Raw genomic sequence first — 16,012 nt, forward strand, 5'->3', positions numbered from 1 at the left:
CAGCCGGGGCCGTTGAACGCCGGCAGGCACCACGGCCGGCCGACGTTGCGCGGCATATATTCCAAAAACCGCGCGATGACCAGAGCGTCTGATCGGCGGGCGTCGCAGCGTCAACCGCGGCTGAACACCCGCTTCGGCTTGAACGCGCCTTCCTCGATCGCGCCGAGCGCGATCAGCCGGCCGAGGCCGACCGCATAGGCCTCCTCGCAGAAGGCCGGCGCGTCTCGGCCGCGCAGCAGCACCGGGTTGCCGGACAGCACGCGGCCGGCCTGCTCGTCGTTCAGCATCACCTCGTAGAGGTTGCCGAGCGCCGCCTCGGTGTCGAGGAGACAGGCGTCGAGACCGGCGAACTCGACGACCCGCGGCTTCAGCCCCTCGGCCAGCGCCGCCTCGTCGAGCACCTCCCGCCCGTCGTCGGCGACGGCCTCCAGCTCGGCGAGGGTCACCATGTCGCTCTCGTCGAAGCAGCCGACGGTCAGGCGACGAAGATCGGTGACGTGACCGTAGCAGCCGAGATCGCGGCCGAGGTCGCGAGCGATCGAGCGCACATAGGTGCCCTTGCCGCATTCGGCCTCGAACACGGCGCTCGCCTCGTCCGGCGTCTCGACGAGGTCGAGGCGGTGGATGCTGACGGTCCGCGCCACCATCTCGATCGCCTCGCCCTCGCGCGCGAGGTCATAGGCGCGCTCGCCGTCGATCTTGATGGCCGAGAAGGTCGGCGGCACCTGGCTGATCTCGCCGCGGTAGTCGTCGAGACGGTCGAGGATGTCCTCGCGGGTGGGGCGCCGGTCGCTGGTGTGGACCGCCGGGCCCTCGGTGTCGTCGGTCGTGGTCTCCACGCCCCAGCGCACGGTGAAGCGGTATACCTTGCGCCCGTCCATGACGAAGGGCACCGTCTTCGTCGCGTCGCCGAGCGCGATCGGCAGCATGCCGGACGCGAGCGGGTCCAGCGTGCCGGCATGGCCGGCCTTCTGCGCGAAGAACAGCCATTTCAGCTTCGACACGGCGTCGGTCGAGCCGAGGCCCTTCGGCTTGTCGAGGATCACCCAGCCGGAGACAGGCCGGCCCTTGGGCTTCTTGCCGCGCCGCGCCATCAGTTCGTCTCCTCGCCTTCGGCAGACCCGTCGCCCGTCCCGCCTTCGAGATCGCGGGCGACCTCCGGCGAGCGCAGCAGTGCGTCGATGCGGGCATAATTGTCGAAGGAAGTGTCGGGCCGGAAGCGCACCTCCGGCATGTACTTCATCTGCTTCAGCGCCGGTCCGAGCCGCCCGCGGATGAAGCGGGCGTTGCGGTTGAGCGCCTCGACGAAGGGCTCGACCTCCTCCTGGCCCAGCACCGAGACATAGGCGGTGCCGAGCTTCAGGTCGGGGGTCATCCGCACCTCTGTCACCGAGACCACCGCGGTCTCCAGCAGCGGATCGCGGATCTCCCCGCGCTGCAGCACCTGCGTCAGCGCATGCCGCACCGTCTCGCCCACGGAGAGCTGTCGCTGCGAGGGTCCCTTGCTTGCGTGTTTCGCCACGTCGGACTTTCATTCGGTTGCGCGAAAGCCGGCAGCGGGTCGCCGCGTCTCGTCGCGATTGTAGAGTCTGGCTTTGAAGAAGGCGCGCCCATAGCAGATCGACGGACGGATGGCGACAGGCGCGCCGCGAAATTCCTGCGCAAGTCGCCGGCCATCCCGAAGCGGGCTGCCCCGAAAGCGTCGCCGATCTGCCATAGTCGTGACCAAAACGTCTACGGAGCGATTGTGCGCAATGCACGCTCCATGCTTCATGAGCCCGGTCGCACCCGGCGACGACTGTGATTCCGAGGCATCGACGATGTTCAAAACGCTGCGCGCGGCCCTTCTTCTGGCCCTGGCGACGACCGCACTGGCGGGCACGGCGACGGCGCAGGAGCGCCATCTGATCGGCAACTTCGGCGAGATCGGCAAGAACGCCGACTTCTGGGAAATCCGGATGGGCATCGCCGCCTACGACACCGGCTTCTTCTCGACCCACGAGACCGATGGTGCGACGATCAACGGCGAGCTGGTGTTCCCCTCGCCCGATTTTCTCTACGCGATCGGCTCGCCGCGCCCCTATATCGGCTTCGACGCCGGCATCGCCGATCACCCGATCCACTTCTTCTATGCCGGTCTGAACTGGGAAACCTACTTCACCGACCGGATCTACCTGTCGAACAGCCTCGGCGGCTCGATCAACACCGCCAAGAATCTCGACGATCCGAAGGACTACAAGGCGCTCGGCTGCAACGTCCTGTTCCATCTCGGGATCGGCGTCGGCTACGACTTCACTCGGAACTTTACCGGCCAGCTCTATGCCGACCACTTCTCCAACGCCAACACCTGCGACCACAATGCCGGTCAGGAGTCGGCGGGCTTGCGCTTCGGCTACCGGTTCTGAGGGCCGCTGCCGGACCCACGGGAGCGTTCAGACGAAGGCGATGAAGCGACCAGCGACTACCGCTGCCGTCCAGATCGCGAGCGAGACGGCGCCGGTGACGCGAAGGCGCGGCTCCGGCCTGTCGGCATCCGCCCGCACCAGCCTCTGCCAACCTGCCGTGCGGCGGGCAAGAGCGGCGTGGAGGATGCCCAGCCCGACCAGCACGAGCTTCAGCCGGAAGGCGGGATTGCCAGCGTAATCGTGCGGCTGCACCGAGAACAGCGCGAGGCCGCTCAAGACGGCGGTCGCAAGGCCGCACGTTGCGACCCGCGGCAGCAGGCGGGCGAGGCCGGAACCGTCGATACCGGCCGGCCGGGCGATCAACACGACGTCGAGCGCCAGGATCGAGCCGAACAGCGTCGCGAGCCCCAGGATGTGCACCGCGTTGACGATCGGATAGGCCAGCTGTGAGGCCTTCAGCGCCGCCGCCACCGGCGAGGCGGCGAGCGTATCGAGCAGGCTCTCGATCACGCCGGACCGAGGCTCTTTTCGCGATTCGGGTAGACATCGTAGGTCTTGCCACGCACTGTGATCGTCTCGGCCTTGAAGCGCAACTCCGAGGGGTCGCGGGAGCGATGGCCGGTGAGACGGGCCTCGTCGCCGGGCGCCGCGGCGCCTTCGACAAAGCCGGCGCGGCTGTTGGCATAAGGCGGCGCGAGGTCCACCTCCCATAGGCCGGCGGTGTTGCGCAGCTGGATATGGCCGTGCGGGTTGGCGAAGCTGATCGCCTCGATGGTGCCGGCAAGCCGGCTCTCTTGGTCCTCCGTCCAGGCCCAGCCGTGATGGGCGAGGGCGAGACCTGGCAGGGCCAAAGCCGCGAACACAAAGGCCGCTGTGAAGCTTCGACGTTTTGACGGCATGGCGGTTCTCCGGTCAGGATGCGCCCCGGCGACGACGGTCCGCGGCCACAACCGCAACTGGTTCGAAGACTTCGCTGCGCAAGAGGCCGCGGACGTCCTTCGATTGACTTTTGCTTGAGGCTCCAGCATAGCACGACCATGTCGACGCGCTCCCCGATCAAAACGACGATCATCTGACGCTGCCTGCCCCGCTCTCCCCCGGGGTGGGGGCTTGAGCGCGCGTCCGGTCCAGCGGGGAGAGCGAGGACCTTCCGATGGGATACAAGATCGCTGTCGTCGGTGCGACGGGCAATGTCGGGCGCGAGATGCTCGCCATTCTCGACGAGCGCGGCTTCTCGGCCGATGAGGTGGTGGCGCTCGCCTCCCGCCGCAGCCAGGGCACCGAGGTGTCCTTCGGCGACAAGACGCTCAAGGTGAAGGCGCTCGAGGGCTTCGACTTCTCCGACGTCGACATCTGCCTGATGTCGGCCGGCGGCAGCGTCTCGAAGGAGTGGTCGCCGAAGATCGGCGCGCAGGGCTGCGTCGTGATCGACAACTCCTCGGCCTGGCGCTACGACCAGGACGTGCCGCTGATCGTGCCGGAGGTGAACGCCGACGCCGTCTCCGGTTTCTCCCGCAAGAACATCATCGCCAACCCGAACTGCTCGACCGCGCAGCTCGTCGTCGCGCTGAAGCCGCTGCACGAGCACGCCACCATCAAGCGGGCGGTGGTCGCGACCTACCAGTCCGTCTCCGGCGCCGGCAAGGACGGCATGGACGAGCTCTTCACCCAGTCGCGCGCCGTCTTCGTCGCCGATCCGGTCGAGCGGAAGAAGTTCACCAAGCGCATCGCCTTCAACGTCATCCCCCACATCGACGTCTTCATGGAAGACGGCTCGACCAAGGAGGAATGGAAGGTGATGGCCGAGACCAAGAAGATCCTCGACCCGAAGATCAAGGTGACTTGTACGGCGGTGCGCGTGCCGGTCTTCATCGGCCATTCCGAGGCGGTGAACCTCGAGTTCGAGAACCCGATCAGCGCCGACGAAGCCCGCGCCATCCTGCGCGAGGCGCCGGGCTGCCTCGTCGTCGACAAGCCGGAGGACGGCGGCTACATCACCCCGATCGAGTCCGCCGGCGAGGACGCGACCTACATCTCCCGCATCCGCGAGGACATCACGGTCGAGAACGGCCTGAACCTCTGGGTCGTCGCCGACAACCTGCGCAAGGGCGCGGCACTCAACGCCGTGCAGATCGCCGAGCTCCTCGTCAACCGCGGGCTCCTGAAGCAGAAGCAGGCGGCCTAGCCGCTTCTTTTTCCTGCAGCGCCACGCAAAGCGCCCGTCCTCTCTCAGCGAAACAGGACGGGCGCTTTTGTATCTGGCGACCGACCAGGCACGCCCCGCGGCGGATCGGTTGCACCGCCCCGCCTGGCCCCTCACCCCTTCGGCACGGTGAACAGCACGAACTGCGTGAACTGGTGGGTCGAGAAGTTGTTGTCCGAGCCCATCACCAGCGAGCGCTCGCCGTCGATGTCCGGGCCCCAGCTCATCGCCTCGATGTTGTCGACGTCGAGCCCGTCGTCGCCCTCGTCGAGCTTGAACCACAGTCTCTTCTTCACCGGCTGAGCGTCCTGCGGAATGGTTTCGGCGCCGTTGAAGTCGGTGGCGCCGGCGAGGTCGGCGACGAAGATCGCGATGTGGTTGCCGATGCCCGCCATGTAGGAGCGCTCGACCACCAGAAGCCGGTTCTCGTCGAGCGGCAGGATCTCCGAAATGCCGTTGTCGGCGCTGCCCGAGGCGGGCCGCTGCGGGATCGGCTCGGTGGTGTAGAGATACTCGCCGACCGGCTTGCCGGTGCCGATGTCGAGCTTGAGGATGCGCGAGCGGCTGCCGTGGTCAAAATCGGCCTTCGGCCCGTCCTGGATCAGCGCGTTCTCGGTCGAGGCGTAGAGGAACTTGCCGTCGGGCGAGATCGCCAGCCCCTCGAAGGCGAGTTTCGGCTGGATGCCGCGGGTGCCCTCCTTGTTGGGCATGTAGGCCCGCGGCAGCTCGAACAGGGCGACGGCCTTTTCGGAGCTGTCGGCGATGTAGATCGCCGGCTTGCCGTCGGCATCTCCCTCGCTCGACCAGAAGATGTGCCCGTGTGCGGCGTCGACGCGCACCGCCTCGGGGTCGATGCTCTTCGGCGCGAACGGCTTGCCGTCAAGACCGGTGAGGGTGTGGGTCGCGGTGATGTCGAGACCGGTGATGCCCGTCTGCGACAGGGTCATCGCAAGCTCGTAGACGCGGGCCGGCGCCTTTTCGGACCGGTCGTCGGAGATGGCGAAGAAATGGCCGGACGCTGCATCGTAGTCGAGGCCGGAGATGCCGCCGAACTCGATGCCGGCGATCGACAGGCCCGTCGGCAGCACGATCTCGCCGCGATAGGTCGGGGCCGGCAGGTCGCTCGCAAGGGCGGGGCCGGCGACCAGGGATGCGAGAAGGAGAAGCGGAAGCGGAAGACGAACCATAAGCATCACCACACCTCGTCTGCTGACCTCCCTTCATCGTGAAAGGAGGCGACATTGCGATGACAGGCTCGGCGACCGAAGCCGCAGCAGGCCGCCCCAGCCTCGCCCAAGTTTGCCGCTCTAAGCTGCGGCGGGGATGAATGTTCAGCCGCCACACCGGCGGCCTCGGGGACCTGACGACGATGAAGAAGACGATGGCGGCCGCGGCGATCGCAACCCTCCTGGCCGGCTGCACCACCAATCCGTACACCGGCGAGTCGCAGCTCTCCAACACCGTCGGTGGTGCCGGGATCGGTGCGGGCGTCGGCGCGCTCGGCGGCTACGTGGTCGGCCGGGCAACGGGTATGGATGCCGGGCGCGCGGCACTGGTCGGTGCCGGCATCGGCGCCATCGGCGGCGCTGGCGTCGGCGCCTACATGGACAACCAGGAAGCCGAGCTGCGCGCGCAGCTGCAGGGCACCGGCGTCTCGGTCACCCGCGTCGGCGACCAGATCGTGCTCAACATGCCGTCCAACATCACCTTCCCGACCGATGGCGACCAGATCCGCGCCGACTTCTACCCGGTGCTGAACTCGGTCGCGCTGGTGCTGAACAAGTTCGACCAGTCGATCGTCCAGGTCGACGGCCACACCGACAGCCAGGGCTCCGACGGCTACAACCTCGCGCTGTCGCAGCGCCGCGCCGAAAGCGTCGCGCAGTATCTGGAGGCGCAGCGGGTCGACGGACGCCGGCTCGACGTCCAGGGCTTCGGCGAGCGCCAGCCGATCGCCTCGAACGACACCGAGGCCGGCCGCGCGCAGAACCGCCGCGTCGAGGTCCGGATCGCGCCGCGCGCCGCGGGATGACGACGCCGGCCTTGACGCAACGTTAAGTGCAGCTGATGATCGGGACGTTGCGAGGCGGAGAGTTCTGCCGTGGCTGGTCCCGATCCCGTTGCCGAAGATCTCGAGCCTGATACGCTGACGCTCCGCGCCCTGCAGCTGACGGCCCTTTATCCGAGCGCCCTTGCCCGTCGCGGCTTTGGGCGGGAGGAGGTGTGCGACCTCGTCTGCCCGACCGGCCGGATCATCGGCTGCGACCCGGCGGTGGGGGCACAGTCGGCGCCGGCGTTCGAGGTCACCGTGCCGCCCGGACGGTATCCGGCCTTCGCCTATTTCGACGAGCCCGAGCCAACCATCGAGACGCGGGTCGCCCTCGCCGAGCTGCGGATCTCGCCGCGCCGGGTGGTGCGATGGTCACTCGCCCGCCGCGACACACCGCATGCCTATCAGCGTAACGACTATGACGTCGACTCGGCCAAGGGCTGCTTCTGCGACGCGGCGGCGCTGCCCCATCTCGATCTCTCGGGCCTCGACACCGAGGCGAAAGAGGCGCTGCACGAGGATCTGATGTGGTCGATCCCGCATGGCGACCAGCTGCTCGATCCGGCCACCGGACTGAACGTCGCGGTTTTCGACTCCGGCGCTGGCGACGGCTCCTACCGAACCTATGTCGGTCACGACGATGCGGGGCGGGTGGCGCGGCTGGTGACGAGCTTCAGGCTGTTCGAAGCGGCCTGGGCGAAGGCCTCCCCGTCGCAGGTTCCGGCTGAAGCCTGAGAGCTTGGCCGCATGGGAGACCGATCATGCTCGACGAACGGGTCCGCGCGGCGGTCGCCGCTGCCGTCCTTCTGCTGCCGATGTCCGTGGCCCGTGCCGATGACGGCGTCGCCATGTCGCCGAGCCAGGCGGCGGCGAGCGAGGGCAAGGCATATCGCGACGACCGCTCGACGCCCGAGGCGCTGATCACCTCGCTCTACAACGCGGTGAACCGCAAGGAGTATCTACGGGCCTGGAGCTACTTCTCGGACACGGACGACCGGCCGGCCTTCGAGAATTTTGCCAAGGGCTACGAGACGACCGCTTCGGTCCGGCTGCTGCTCGGCGAAACCGACTCGGAGGGGGCGGCGGGATCGATCTACACACAGGTCCCGGTGGCGATCGAGGCGACGGCGGACGACGGCAGCGTCGCGGTCTTCACGGGCTGCTACCTGACCCGGCTGGTACAGCCCGCGGACCAGGCAACGCCGCCGTTCCGGCCCCTGCAGATCGAAAAGGCCAAGCTCGCGCGAAGCCAGCAGGCGTTCGCGGATGCCGATCCAAGCTGCGCCGGAGTCTTTCCGTAAGGATCGGGGACTCCGATCGATCAGCAATCCGATGCGCGGCAGGCCGACGGCCGGCGTCCTTAATCTATGATCCTCGCCCGCACGCGGCCGCTGTCCGTCGTGCGCCCGCACGCGTCTTCAAGGCGGAACGAGAAGGCACCCGCTTCGGCGGGGTGACGGAGCTCGGGCGCACGAGCCACGAGATCGGCGCTGAAGCTCGGCCTTTAGCCGCACGTCCGGCCGGCTCCGAGGGCGAGACCTCGGCTTTCGCCCCGTCGCAGGAACGGCGGGGAAGGAGCTGAGGGGACGATCGACCGCGGGCACCACACGTGCGGTGCAAGGCGGCGCGGCGGGCACGACAGGCCTGCCGCAGGGTTGCCGCGGCCGCATCGGCCCGACGGGACACGACGATCGGGCAGGCGCGCCGGCCTTTCGGCCTTGCAAGGCCGACGCATCCGATAGACATAGGCACCAGTTCCCGCGTCATCCGCCCTCCGCTTCGACTGTCCAGAAAGTCCCCTCTCCATGGCCGACACGCAAAGCTTCGACCTCGTCATCATCGGCTCGGGCCCGGGCGGCTATGTCTGCGCCATCAAGGCGGCGCAGCTCGGCCTCTCGGTGGCGGTCGTGGAGAAGCGGGCGACGTATGGCGGCACCTGCCTCAATGTCGGCTGCATTCCCTCCAAGGCGCTGCTGCACGCCTCCGAGATGTTCGACGAGGCCCACCACGCCTTTCCGGCGCTCGGCATCAAGGCCGAGCCGACCCTCGACCTGCCGGCGATGCTCGCCCACAAGGACAAGACGGTGAAGGCGAACGTCGACGGCGTCGCCTTCCTGTTCAAGAAGAACAAGATCACCGGCATCACCGGCACCGGCAAGATCACCGCGCCCGGCAGCGTCGAGGTGACGACCGCCGAGGGCGCGACACAGACGCTGCAGGCCAGGTCGATCTGCATCGCCACCGGCTCCGAAGTCGCCGGCATCCCAGGCGTCCCCCTCGAGTTCGACGGCAAGACCATCGTGTCCTCCGACCATGCGATCGCGCTGGAGAAGGTGCCGCAGACGATGGTCGTCGTCGGCGGCGGCGTCATCGGGCTGGAGCTCGGCTCGGTCTGGGGCCGGCTCGGCGCCAAGGTCACGGTGGTCGAGTTCCTCGACAAGATCCTCGGGCCGATGGACGCCGACGTCTCGACCCAGTTCCAGAAGATGCTGGCCAGGCAGGGCATGGAGTTCAAGCTCGGCGCCAAGGTCACCGGCGTCGCGACCAGCGGATCCGGCGCCAGGGTCACCTATGAGCCGGTCCAGGGCGGCGAGGCGCAGACCCTCGAGGCGGACGTGGTGCTCGTGGCGACCGGCCGGCGCGCCTTTACCGACGGGCTCGGGCTCGAGTCGGTGGGCGTGAAGACGGACGAGCGGGGCCGGGTCGAGATCGACACCCACTTCGCCACCAACGTTCCCGGCATCTACGCCATCGGCGACGTCGTGAAGGGCCCGATGCTCGCCCACAAGGCCGAGGACGAGGGCATCGCGCTCGCCGAGCAGCTGGCAGGCCAGGCGGGCCACGTCAACTACGAGGTGATCCCCTCGGTCGTCTACACCGCGCCCGAGGTCGCCTCGGTCGGGCGGACCGAGGAGGAGCTGAAGGCGGCGGGCGTCGAATACACCGTCGGCAAGTTCCCCTTCTCGGCCAATGGCCGGGCGCGGGCGATGCTGCACACCGACGGCTTCGTGAAGTTTCTTGCCGACAAGGCGACCGACCGGGTGCTCGGCTGCCACATCGTCGGCTTCGGCGCCGGCGAGATGATCCACGAGGCGGCCGTCCTGATGGAGTTCGGCGGCTCGTCGGAGGATCTCGGCCGCACCTGCCACGCCCATCCGACGATGTCGGAGGCGGTCCGCGAGGCGGCACTCGCCACCTTCGCCAAGCCGATCCACAGCTGAGCACCGCAGCCAGGCGACGACGCGGAGCAGGTGGGGTCAGGCTGCCTCGACCCGCCTGGCGACGACGCTTGAGGTGCGGGCGCGCACCTCGGGCGCGGCGAGGCAGCTGACGAGCGAGTCGTAGCCGTGACTGCCGGCGTGGGGCAGCACGCGCAGCGGCGGGCTGTGGTTGGCTGGGCAGAACAGGATCCGGTCTGCCGGCCCCAGCGCAGCGATGTCGAGGATGGACGAGGAGCGCGTCAGCAGGATCAGCGGCCGGGCGCTGGTGCCGCGTGCGCGCAGATGGCCCATCAGGGCCTCCTGCGTCGCCCGATCAAGCCCCTGCTCGACCATATCGACGACCAGCGCTGACGGATCGTCGGCGTCCATGAGGCAAATCAGCGTCTCCAGGTCGGACGAAACCGTCCCGCCGGCTGTGCGGATTGACCCCAGCGCCCGATCGAGCCGCTTTGCCAGCGACGTGTCCTCGGAGCGCGGCTCCCGCTCGCGTCCGCCGTTCGTCGACCCGCGGTCGAGACCGATCCAGCGAGCGCCCGGCAGGCACTCCGCGATCCGCTTCGCCAGACGCGTCTTGCCGCTGCCGAGCGGGCCGGTGATGTAGGTGATCGGGCCGATCGCCGGCAGCTCGAAGCTCTCCCCGTCCCAAGGCCACGGCAAGGCGAATTTAACGCCGTCGGCCGTGCCGGACGGCCGGGACGAGGGCGCAGCGGTCGCCGCCTGGCAGGCAGCGAGATTGCGCCGCGCGGCGATGATCTCGGACAGCCCGTCGCCAAGCTGGCCGAGACGCTTTTCGAGACGCGTCTGATGCGCCGCAAGCATCGCGTCGAGCTCCGCCCCGCCGTCCAGCACGTGCGCGATCTCGGCGAGCCCGAAGCCCAACCGGCGCAGGCGCAGCACGTCGGCGGCGCGGCGCATGTCCCGCGGTCCGTAGGCCCGCCAGCCGGACGCCGTTCGGGACGGCGCGAGCAAGCCGTGCCGCTCGTACAGCCGCAGCGCCTTGATCGAGACGCCGAGCCGGCGTGCCGCCCTGGATGCCGTCAGAGAACCGCTCACGAATCACCTCCCCCAAAGGACCGCTGCCATGATGCAAGCGGCCCCCGGGGACGGGTCAAGCGCATCGGCGGCATCCCGCCCCGCGATCACGGAGCACGGGCGCGCCCGGCCCTCGCCTGAGCGAGGTCAGCCCTTCTGCTGGTCGGTCGGCGGCACCTGCGTCCCGCCGCTCGCGGTCTGCGTCTGTGTCGTGCTCGCGGTGGTCATGCCCGGACAGGCGAGAGCGGGCGCGGCGGTGGCGGCCAAAAGGCCGAGGGCTGCGATCAATCCCTTCATGTCGAACGTCTCCTCTTCCGCGGTGCGACGGCAGCAGCCTACGCCCTCCTGCGGTTGCGGCAAGCGGTCGATCATCACCTTTCGGTGCAGCGACGGCACGCGCATTGAACATGGGTACCGGCCTCCGCCACGCCGTCAATCCGCCCGCGTCACCGTCCAGCCGTCGCGCCGCAGGCTCTCGACGAGCCCCTCCTCGCCCGGCAGGTGCAGCGCGCCGACGGCGACGAAGATGCCGCCCTCGGCGAGGATCGGGCGCAGCCGCTCGGCCATGACGTGGTTGCGGCGGGTGACGATGCGCTCGTCGAACTCGGCATAGGCCGCGCCCGCCTCGCCGTCGGCGCCCTGCGTCGGCATCGCCGCCTCGCTGAGCGGGGTGATCATCGCGATGTGCCCGGTGAGATAGAGTTCGATCGTCGCCTCGAAGAGCGGGCCGAGCGCGGCGTCGCCCGTTGCGAGGCCGACCAGCGTCTCCACCTGCGCCTCGATCGGCAGCGAGGCGAGCGCTTCCAGTTGCTCGGCCGCCGTCTCGAGCCCCTCCACCGGCTTGCCGGCGGCCTTCGCCGCCTTGGCGAGCGAGAGATCGAGGACGTCGGTCCCGTCCGCGCCGGCGGCCGCGACGGCGCAGGCCGGCAGCATCAGGCTCGTCGAGGTCAGCCAGGGCTGCAGCGTCTCGATCGAGCCGAAGGGGATGCCGTGCGCGTCGAGATAGGCCTCGACGTCGTCCTTCTGCGACGGGGTCATGTAGTCGCCGAGCCGCTTGCCGGCCGGAAGGTTGAGGAGGTCCGGGCGCGTCAGCAGCGTCGCGGTCGATGCCGCCTGGTCGAGGAGGTCGGTGGTCTCGATGACCACCGTGCCCGCGGCCTCGAAGGCCGCCTCGACGGCGGGCGGCAGCTTCAGGACCCTTGGATCGGCGAGATGCATGGTGCCGAACAGGAAGGAGGCCGGCACGCCCGGCCGTTCGATCCGCCAGAAGCGGCCGTCCCCGTTGGGGACGCCCGCGGCTTCGGCCTCCAGCGCCGCACGCCGCGCCGGATCGGTCAGCTCCGGCGGCAGGCCCTCCGCGGCACAACCGGCGGCGGGCGCCAGGGGCGCCGGAGGCGCCGCCAGCGCTGGCGTGAGGAGCAGCGGCAGCGACACGAGCACGGCGGTGGCGGTCGCCGCGGCCTTCGAAAGGAGGGCAGGGAGCATCGTCATGCGGGCACCCTAGCGGTGCTTTACGACCGGATCCTGAACGTCGGCGGCGCAGAAGCGAAAAACGAAATCCGTGGTTGGCTATGGAGGATCCCGGCGTTACGCTGCGTCATCCAGAGGAGGAGCCGATGCCCGTCAGCCCGGACCAGGCCGCGACCGACTACGTCAACAACGTCGTCCTCGGCGCCGTGTCGACCGCCGTCGTCGGCGGCGTCACCGCCGCCATGACCGGCGGCGGCAGCCTCGTGCTGGCCGGTGCGGTTCTCGTCGCGAGCGCCGGCGTCGGCGCGGCCGCCGGCGCCATCGCCACCGCGGTGCTGCACGAGATCAACGGCGGGATCGACGACGGCGCGGGAACCGGCGCCGAGCCCGGTGCCGCCGCGCCCGATGCCGGGGATGGGCAGCAGGCGTCGCTCGACGCGCCTGCGCCTGCGCAGGACGCGGCGCCTGCGGCCGGCGACGCGGCCGACCCGGCCCCGCAGGCGGCACAGGACGCATCCGATCAGTCGCTCGCGTCGCCGACGCCGACGAACGACGCCTCGCCGCAGGACACCCCAACGCCGCCCCCGCAGGACCACACGCCCCCGGCCGGCGACGATGATCATCGCTCGAACGACCATGCGTCCGATCCATCCGACGACGGCCGGGCGCCGTCCGCCTTCTCCTGGGGCGGCGACCACGATCACTCGAACTGGTCCGACCCGTGACGGCCCTCCTGCTGCGCCAGCCCTTCGTCGCCTACGCGCTCCTGGCGGCCCTTCACTGGGGCGCGAAACTCGTGGTCGGGTTCAACTGCAACCCGTCCCGTCCCCTCCGGGCCTCTTGCGGGCCGATCCTGCAGTCGGACGCCCTCGCCACGGTGTTGCTCTACGCCCTGTTCTTCGTCGACGCGCAGGCCTCAGCAACGCTCTGCATCGTCGTGCTCACCACCGTCATCTACGGGATCCTGCGATGGTCGCGCCCGGCGGCCCCGCCCCGGTTGCCGATCCTGCGCCGGGCCGCTCCCCTGGCGGCGGGCGTTCTCGCGGCTCTTGTCCTGTCGGGCTGGCTGCTCGTCCATGGCGAGCGCTTCGGGTGGTCGGGGTTCGCGCTTCTCAACCTCGCGGAGATGCTCGCGGTTGTCGTCGCCCTGCCATACGGCCTGTTCGCGCGCCTGGCGCGGATGCCGGGGCGCTTCGGCCGCCGGCGCGCGGGCTGAGAGCCCTCCGAAGCCGCTTGCGGCGTCAGCCGGCGCGCCGGGCGCGCGGATGGGCGCTCTCGTAGACCGAGAGGAGCCGGGCGCCGTCGACCGCGGTGTAGGTCTGGGTGGTCGAGAGGCTGGCGTGGCCAAGGAGGTCCTGGATGGTGCGCAGATCGCCGCCGGCGGCCAGGAGGTGCGTGGCGAACGAGTGCCGCAGCGCGTGGGGCGTCGCCGACTCCGGCAGGCCGAGCGCGCCGCGCAGCTTGGCGACCTCGCGCTGGATGATCTGCGCACGCAACGGGCCGCCGCGGGCGCCGCGGAACAGCGGCAGATCGGCATCGAGCGCGAAGGGGCAGAGCCGGCGATAGTCGGCGACGGCGGCGGTCACCGCCGGCAGCAGCGGCACCAGCCGCGTCTTGCCGCCTTTGCCGGTGACCCGCATCGAGCGGGCGGCGGGATCGGCGAGCGCGTCGCCGGGCAGGCCGAGGGCCTCCGAAATGCGCAGCCCGCAGCCGTAGAGCAGCGTCACCACGGCGATGTTGCGGGCCGCGATCCAGGGTTCGCTCGCCAGCGCGCCGGCCTCCTCGCTCAGCGAAAGCGCGTCGGCGGCGGCCAGCGGCCGGGGCAGGGACTTGCCCTGCTTGGGCGCCCGCACCGCCTTGGCGCCCGCTGCATTGGCGAGGCCCTTGCGCTCCAGATGGCGCAGGAAGGAGCGCAGGCCTGCCAGCCCGCGACCGAGCGTGCGCGCGCCCGCCCCGTCGCGCCGACGGGCGGCGAGGAAGGCGCGCAGCTCCTGCGGCCTGAGATCGGCGAGGTCCGGCAGATCAGCAGGGCGGGCCTGGTGACCGGTCAGGAAGGCGAGGAACTGGCGCAGGTCGCGTTCATAGGCCTCCACCGTCTGGGGGCTCGCCCGGCGCTCGTCGGCAAGTCCGCGCAGCCAGGCGGTCGTCTCGGTGAGGAGTCGCGGCGTGGCGATGACGAGGAGGGCATCGGGCATCGATCGGATCTCCTGGAAGCGCGGCGGTGACGTGGCGCCGGCGCGCCCTATAACGCGCCGGATGCCGCCATGCCGGCGAGGATGCCGGCAAGGGATGAACGCAGTCTTGCGTCGCCTTGCCCGCAGTCGGCGCAGCGAGAACGAGGAGACATTACGATGAAGCGTCATGCGACCGCCATCTGGTGCGGTGCCCTGTCCGACGGCCAGGGCTCGCTCACCACTCAGTCCGGTGCCCTGCAGGATCACGGCTATTCCTTCAAGGCCCGGTTCGAGGACGAGAGCGGCAAGTCCGGCACCAATCCGGAGGAGCTGCTTGCCGCCGCCCATGCCGGCTGCTTCGCTATGCAGCTGTCGCACTTCCTGGCCGAGAACGGCACGCCCGCCGAGGAGCTGAAGGCGCGCGCCGTCGTCACGGTCGATCCGTCCGACCAGGGCTTCACCATCACCGGCAGCGCCATCACGCTGGAGGCCAAGGTGCCGGGCGTCGACGCCGGCACCTTCGCCGGGCTGGCGGAGAAGGCGAAGGCGGGCTGTCCCGTCTCGCGCGCGCTCGGCGCGATCGAGGTCAGCCTCGACGCGCGGCTGCTCTGACGGTCGACAGCGGTCTGGGAGGCGGCGCGCCGAGGGGCGCGCCAGGCCCGTCACCCAAGCCCTCCGGCCCTTACATGACGGTGGGATGACGGGGCGGCAGCCTGCGGGGTCTGGGGCGGGGCGGCGTCGAAGTTTTTTCTCGCGGCTCGAAAAACCGCGTTGACAGGGCTTCGGCGGTGGCCCTATAAGCCGCCCATCGACGGCGCAGGCGTCGCCGGCGAGCTGATCAGCTCGTTCTGGAGTTGCCTGCGGGGGTTACTGGAGCCGGTGCGGATGCGCCGGCGGGTGGCGGTCGAGGCATCTGTGAGTGGCCGGTTCTGCCGGCGGCGTTGATGCGACGGGCGGGTTCGGCGCGAGCCGGGTTTGCCTGACGAGGACGGTTTTGACTGGTTCTCGGGTTTTTTGACAAGTTGGTTATGAGAGAAGAAAGAGAAGCGTGGGCGGCGGATTGGCCTCCTTCTGCGGGCCTTTCGGGCTCTGGTTTGCGGTGTCGGAGACGGCGGCGCGGCTGGGGGTCTGGAGGGGACGCGGGAGACATGAGAGGCACGATCCTTGTCGTGACACGTTTCGGCATGAGAATGCCGCTGCCGGTGTTGTCCGTTGTCCTTTGGGGCGATGGGGGATGGCTGGTGGCGGTCTGGTCGTTTCGGCTGTGAGGTCGGATCGGCAAGTTCTCGTCTATTGCTTTGAGACAGTGTGACGGCTGGGGTTCAACTCTTTTCAAACCTGAGAGTTTGATCCTGGCTCAGAACGAACGCTGGCGGCAGGCTTAACACATGCAAGTCGAGCGCCCCGCAAGGGGAGCGGCAGACGGGTGAGTAACGCGTGGGAATCTACCCTATTCT

Annotated in this window: 18 protein-coding genes and 1 rRNA gene; 10 read left to right on the forward strand and 9 right to left on the reverse strand. The window is 69.4% G+C overall.

From position 1 onward, the window contains the following. Positions 1-110: 110 nt before the first annotated feature. The gene (gene truB / locus NPA30_RS09445) at positions 111-1,094 is read right to left on the reverse strand and encodes a tRNA pseudouridine(55) synthase TruB (RefSeq protein ID WP_256802373.1); all 984 of its coding nucleotides are present in this window, start codon (positions 1,092-1,094) and stop codon (positions 111-113) included. Beyond that, positions 1,094-1,522, reverse strand: coding sequence for a 30S ribosome-binding factor RbfA (gene rbfA, locus NPA30_RS09450; protein ID WP_256802374.1), 429 nt, complete (start codon positions 1,520-1,522; stop codon positions 1,094-1,096). The genes truB and rbfA overlap by 1 nt, the downstream gene beginning before the upstream one ends. A gap of 298 nt (positions 1,523-1,820) precedes the next feature. Here rbfA and NPA30_RS09455 point away from each other — a divergent pair, with 298 nt between their 5' ends. Next, the gene (locus NPA30_RS09455; protein ID WP_256802375.1) at positions 1,821-2,405 is read left to right on the forward strand and encodes an acyloxyacyl hydrolase; all 585 of its coding nucleotides are present in this window, start codon (positions 1,821-1,823) and stop codon (positions 2,403-2,405) included. Positions 2,406-2,432: 27 nt separating this feature from the next. On the opposite strand, the gene NPA30_RS09460 is transcribed toward NPA30_RS09455, so the two are convergent. Both NPA30_RS09460 and NPA30_RS09465 read right to left on the reverse strand, forming a co-directional pair. Further along, positions 2,433-2,915, reverse strand: a complete 483-nt coding sequence (locus NPA30_RS09460; RefSeq protein ID WP_256802376.1) for a DUF2214 domain-containing protein — start codon at positions 2,913-2,915, stop codon at positions 2,433-2,435. Next, on the reverse strand, positions 2,912-3,304 hold the full coding sequence (locus NPA30_RS09465) for a DUF6152 family protein (RefSeq protein WP_256802377.1): 393 nt from the start codon (positions 3,302-3,304) through the stop codon (positions 2,912-2,914). Before NPA30_RS09465 ends, NPA30_RS09460 begins: the two co-directional genes overlap by 4 nt. 254 nt (positions 3,305-3,558) lie before the next feature. Here NPA30_RS09465 and NPA30_RS09470 point away from each other — a divergent pair, with 254 nt between their 5' ends. Next, on the forward strand, positions 3,559-4,590 hold the full coding sequence (locus tag NPA30_RS09470; protein WP_256802379.1) for an aspartate-semialdehyde dehydrogenase: 1,032 nt from the start codon (positions 3,559-3,561) through the stop codon (positions 4,588-4,590). A 131-nt stretch (positions 4,591-4,721) separates the two neighbouring features. Here NPA30_RS09470 and NPA30_RS09475 read toward each other — a convergent pair whose 3' ends face one another. Next, the gene (locus NPA30_RS09475; protein ID WP_256802380.1) at positions 4,722-5,795 is read right to left on the reverse strand and encodes an esterase-like activity of phytase family protein; all 1,074 of its coding nucleotides are present in this window, start codon (positions 5,793-5,795) and stop codon (positions 4,722-4,724) included. Positions 5,796-5,977: 182 nt separating this feature from the next. Between NPA30_RS09475 and NPA30_RS19550 the strand changes: the two genes are divergently transcribed. From NPA30_RS19550 to lpdA, 4 genes are all read left to right on the forward strand, one after another. Then, positions 5,978-6,640, forward strand: a complete 663-nt coding sequence (locus NPA30_RS19550) for an OmpA family protein (RefSeq protein ID WP_306228847.1) — start codon at positions 5,978-5,980, stop codon at positions 6,638-6,640. 69 nt (positions 6,641-6,709) lie between these two features. Further along, positions 6,710-7,393: a DUF4241 domain-containing protein gene (locus NPA30_RS09490; protein ID WP_256802381.1), complete on the forward strand. Its 684-nt coding sequence runs from the start codon at positions 6,710-6,712 to the stop codon at positions 7,391-7,393. A 26-nt stretch (positions 7,394-7,419) separates the two neighbouring features. After that, entirely contained in the window at positions 7,420-7,959 is a 540-nt protein-coding gene (locus tag NPA30_RS09495) for a hypothetical protein (RefSeq protein WP_256802382.1), read from the forward strand. 504 nt (positions 7,960-8,463) lie between these two features. Beyond that, the gene (gene lpdA / locus NPA30_RS09500; protein WP_256802383.1) at positions 8,464-9,879 is read left to right on the forward strand and encodes a dihydrolipoyl dehydrogenase; all 1,416 of its coding nucleotides are present in this window, start codon (positions 8,464-8,466) and stop codon (positions 9,877-9,879) included. Between the two features lie 36 nt (positions 9,880-9,915). On the opposite strand, the gene NPA30_RS09505 is transcribed toward lpdA, so the two are convergent. The 3 genes from NPA30_RS09505 to NPA30_RS09515 all read right to left on the reverse strand — a co-directional run bounded on the left by NPA30_RS09505 (position 9,916) and on the right by NPA30_RS09515 (position 12,402). Next, complete coding sequence (locus NPA30_RS09505; protein WP_256802384.1) at positions 9,916-10,932, reverse strand: MerR family transcriptional regulator; 1,017 nt, start codon at positions 10,930-10,932, stop codon at positions 9,916-9,918. A 126-nt stretch (positions 10,933-11,058) separates the two neighbouring features. Next, positions 11,059-11,208 carry a hypothetical protein gene (locus NPA30_RS09510; RefSeq protein ID WP_256802385.1) on the reverse strand — a complete coding sequence of 50 codons (150 nt, stop codon included), beginning with the start codon at positions 11,206-11,208 and terminating at the stop codon, positions 11,059-11,061. A 135-nt stretch (positions 11,209-11,343) separates the two neighbouring features. Then, positions 11,344-12,402: a TraB/GumN family protein gene (locus tag NPA30_RS09515; RefSeq protein ID WP_256802386.1), complete on the reverse strand. Its 1,059-nt coding sequence runs from the start codon at positions 12,400-12,402 to the stop codon at positions 11,344-11,346. Between the two features lie 125 nt (positions 12,403-12,527). On the opposite strand from NPA30_RS09515, the gene NPA30_RS09520 reads away from it, so the two are divergent. Together NPA30_RS09520 and NPA30_RS09525 are read left to right on the forward strand one after the other, a co-directional pair. Then, positions 12,528-13,106 carry a hypothetical protein gene (locus NPA30_RS09520; RefSeq protein ID WP_256802387.1) on the forward strand — a complete coding sequence of 193 codons (579 nt, stop codon included), beginning with the start codon at positions 12,528-12,530 and terminating at the stop codon, positions 13,104-13,106. Continuing rightward, positions 13,103-13,597 (forward strand): hypothetical protein, encoded by a 495-nt coding sequence (locus NPA30_RS09525; RefSeq protein ID WP_256802388.1) that lies wholly within the window; start codon positions 13,103-13,105, stop codon positions 13,595-13,597. Before NPA30_RS09520 ends, NPA30_RS09525 begins: the two co-directional genes overlap by 4 nt. 25 nt (positions 13,598-13,622) lie before the next feature. On the opposite strand, the gene NPA30_RS09530 is transcribed toward NPA30_RS09525, so the two are convergent. Continuing rightward, a complete protein-coding gene (locus tag NPA30_RS09530; RefSeq protein WP_256802389.1) occupies positions 13,623-14,576 on the reverse strand; it encodes a tyrosine recombinase XerC in 954 nt (317 codons plus the stop codon). 156 nt (positions 14,577-14,732) lie between these two features. On the opposite strand from NPA30_RS09530, the gene NPA30_RS09535 reads away from it, so the two are divergent. Next, complete coding sequence (locus tag NPA30_RS09535) at positions 14,733-15,167, forward strand: OsmC family protein (RefSeq protein WP_256802390.1); 435 nt, start codon at positions 14,733-14,735, stop codon at positions 15,165-15,167. Between the two features lie 722 nt (positions 15,168-15,889). After that, positions 15,890-16,012 (forward strand): 16S ribosomal RNA (locus NPA30_RS09540); the annotation flags it as partial.

This window comes from Mangrovibrevibacter kandeliae, assembly GCF_024519155.1.
Taxonomy (GTDB): Bacteria; Pseudomonadota; Alphaproteobacteria; order Rhizobiales; family Rhizobiaceae; genus Mangrovibrevibacter; species Mangrovibrevibacter kandeliae.

Excerpts from the sequence above, each read along its gene's own strand:
- truB (WP_256802373.1), bottom strand. The coding sequence starts at position 1,094 with ATGGCGCGGCGCGGCAAGAAGCCCAAGGGCCGGCCTGTCTCCGGCTGG.
- NPA30_RS09455 (WP_256802375.1), top strand. The coding sequence starts at position 1,821 with ATGTTCAAAACGCTGCGCGCGGCCCTTCTTCTGGCCCTGGCGACGACC.
- NPA30_RS09465 (WP_256802377.1), bottom strand. The coding sequence starts at position 3,304 with ATGCCGTCAAAACGTCGAAGCTTCACAGCGGCCTTTGTGTTCGCGGCT.
- NPA30_RS09470 (WP_256802379.1), top strand. The coding sequence starts at position 3,559 with ATGGGATACAAGATCGCTGTCGTCGGTGCGACGGGCAATGTCGGGCGC.
- NPA30_RS09475 (WP_256802380.1), bottom strand. The coding sequence starts at position 5,795 with ATGGTTCGTCTTCCGCTTCCGCTTCTCCTTCTCGCATCCCTGGTCGCC.
- NPA30_RS19550 (WP_306228847.1), top strand. The coding sequence starts at position 5,978 with ATGAAGAAGACGATGGCGGCCGCGGCGATCGCAACCCTCCTGGCCGGC.
- NPA30_RS09495 (WP_256802382.1), top strand. The coding sequence starts at position 7,420 with ATGCTCGACGAACGGGTCCGCGCGGCGGTCGCCGCTGCCGTCCTTCTG.
- lpdA (WP_256802383.1), top strand. The coding sequence starts at position 8,464 with ATGGCCGACACGCAAAGCTTCGACCTCGTCATCATCGGCTCGGGCCCG.
- NPA30_RS09510 (WP_256802385.1), bottom strand. The coding sequence starts at position 11,208 with ATGAAGGGATTGATCGCAGCCCTCGGCCTTTTGGCCGCCACCGCCGCG.
- NPA30_RS09515 (WP_256802386.1), bottom strand. The coding sequence starts at position 12,402 with ATGACGATGCTCCCTGCCCTCCTTTCGAAGGCCGCGGCGACCGCCACC.
- NPA30_RS09520 (WP_256802387.1), top strand. The coding sequence starts at position 12,528 with ATGCCCGTCAGCCCGGACCAGGCCGCGACCGACTACGTCAACAACGTC.
- NPA30_RS09530 (WP_256802389.1), bottom strand. The coding sequence starts at position 14,576 with ATGCCCGATGCCCTCCTCGTCATCGCCACGCCGCGACTCCTCACCGAG.
- NPA30_RS09535 (WP_256802390.1), top strand. The coding sequence starts at position 14,733 with ATGAAGCGTCATGCGACCGCCATCTGGTGCGGTGCCCTGTCCGACGGC.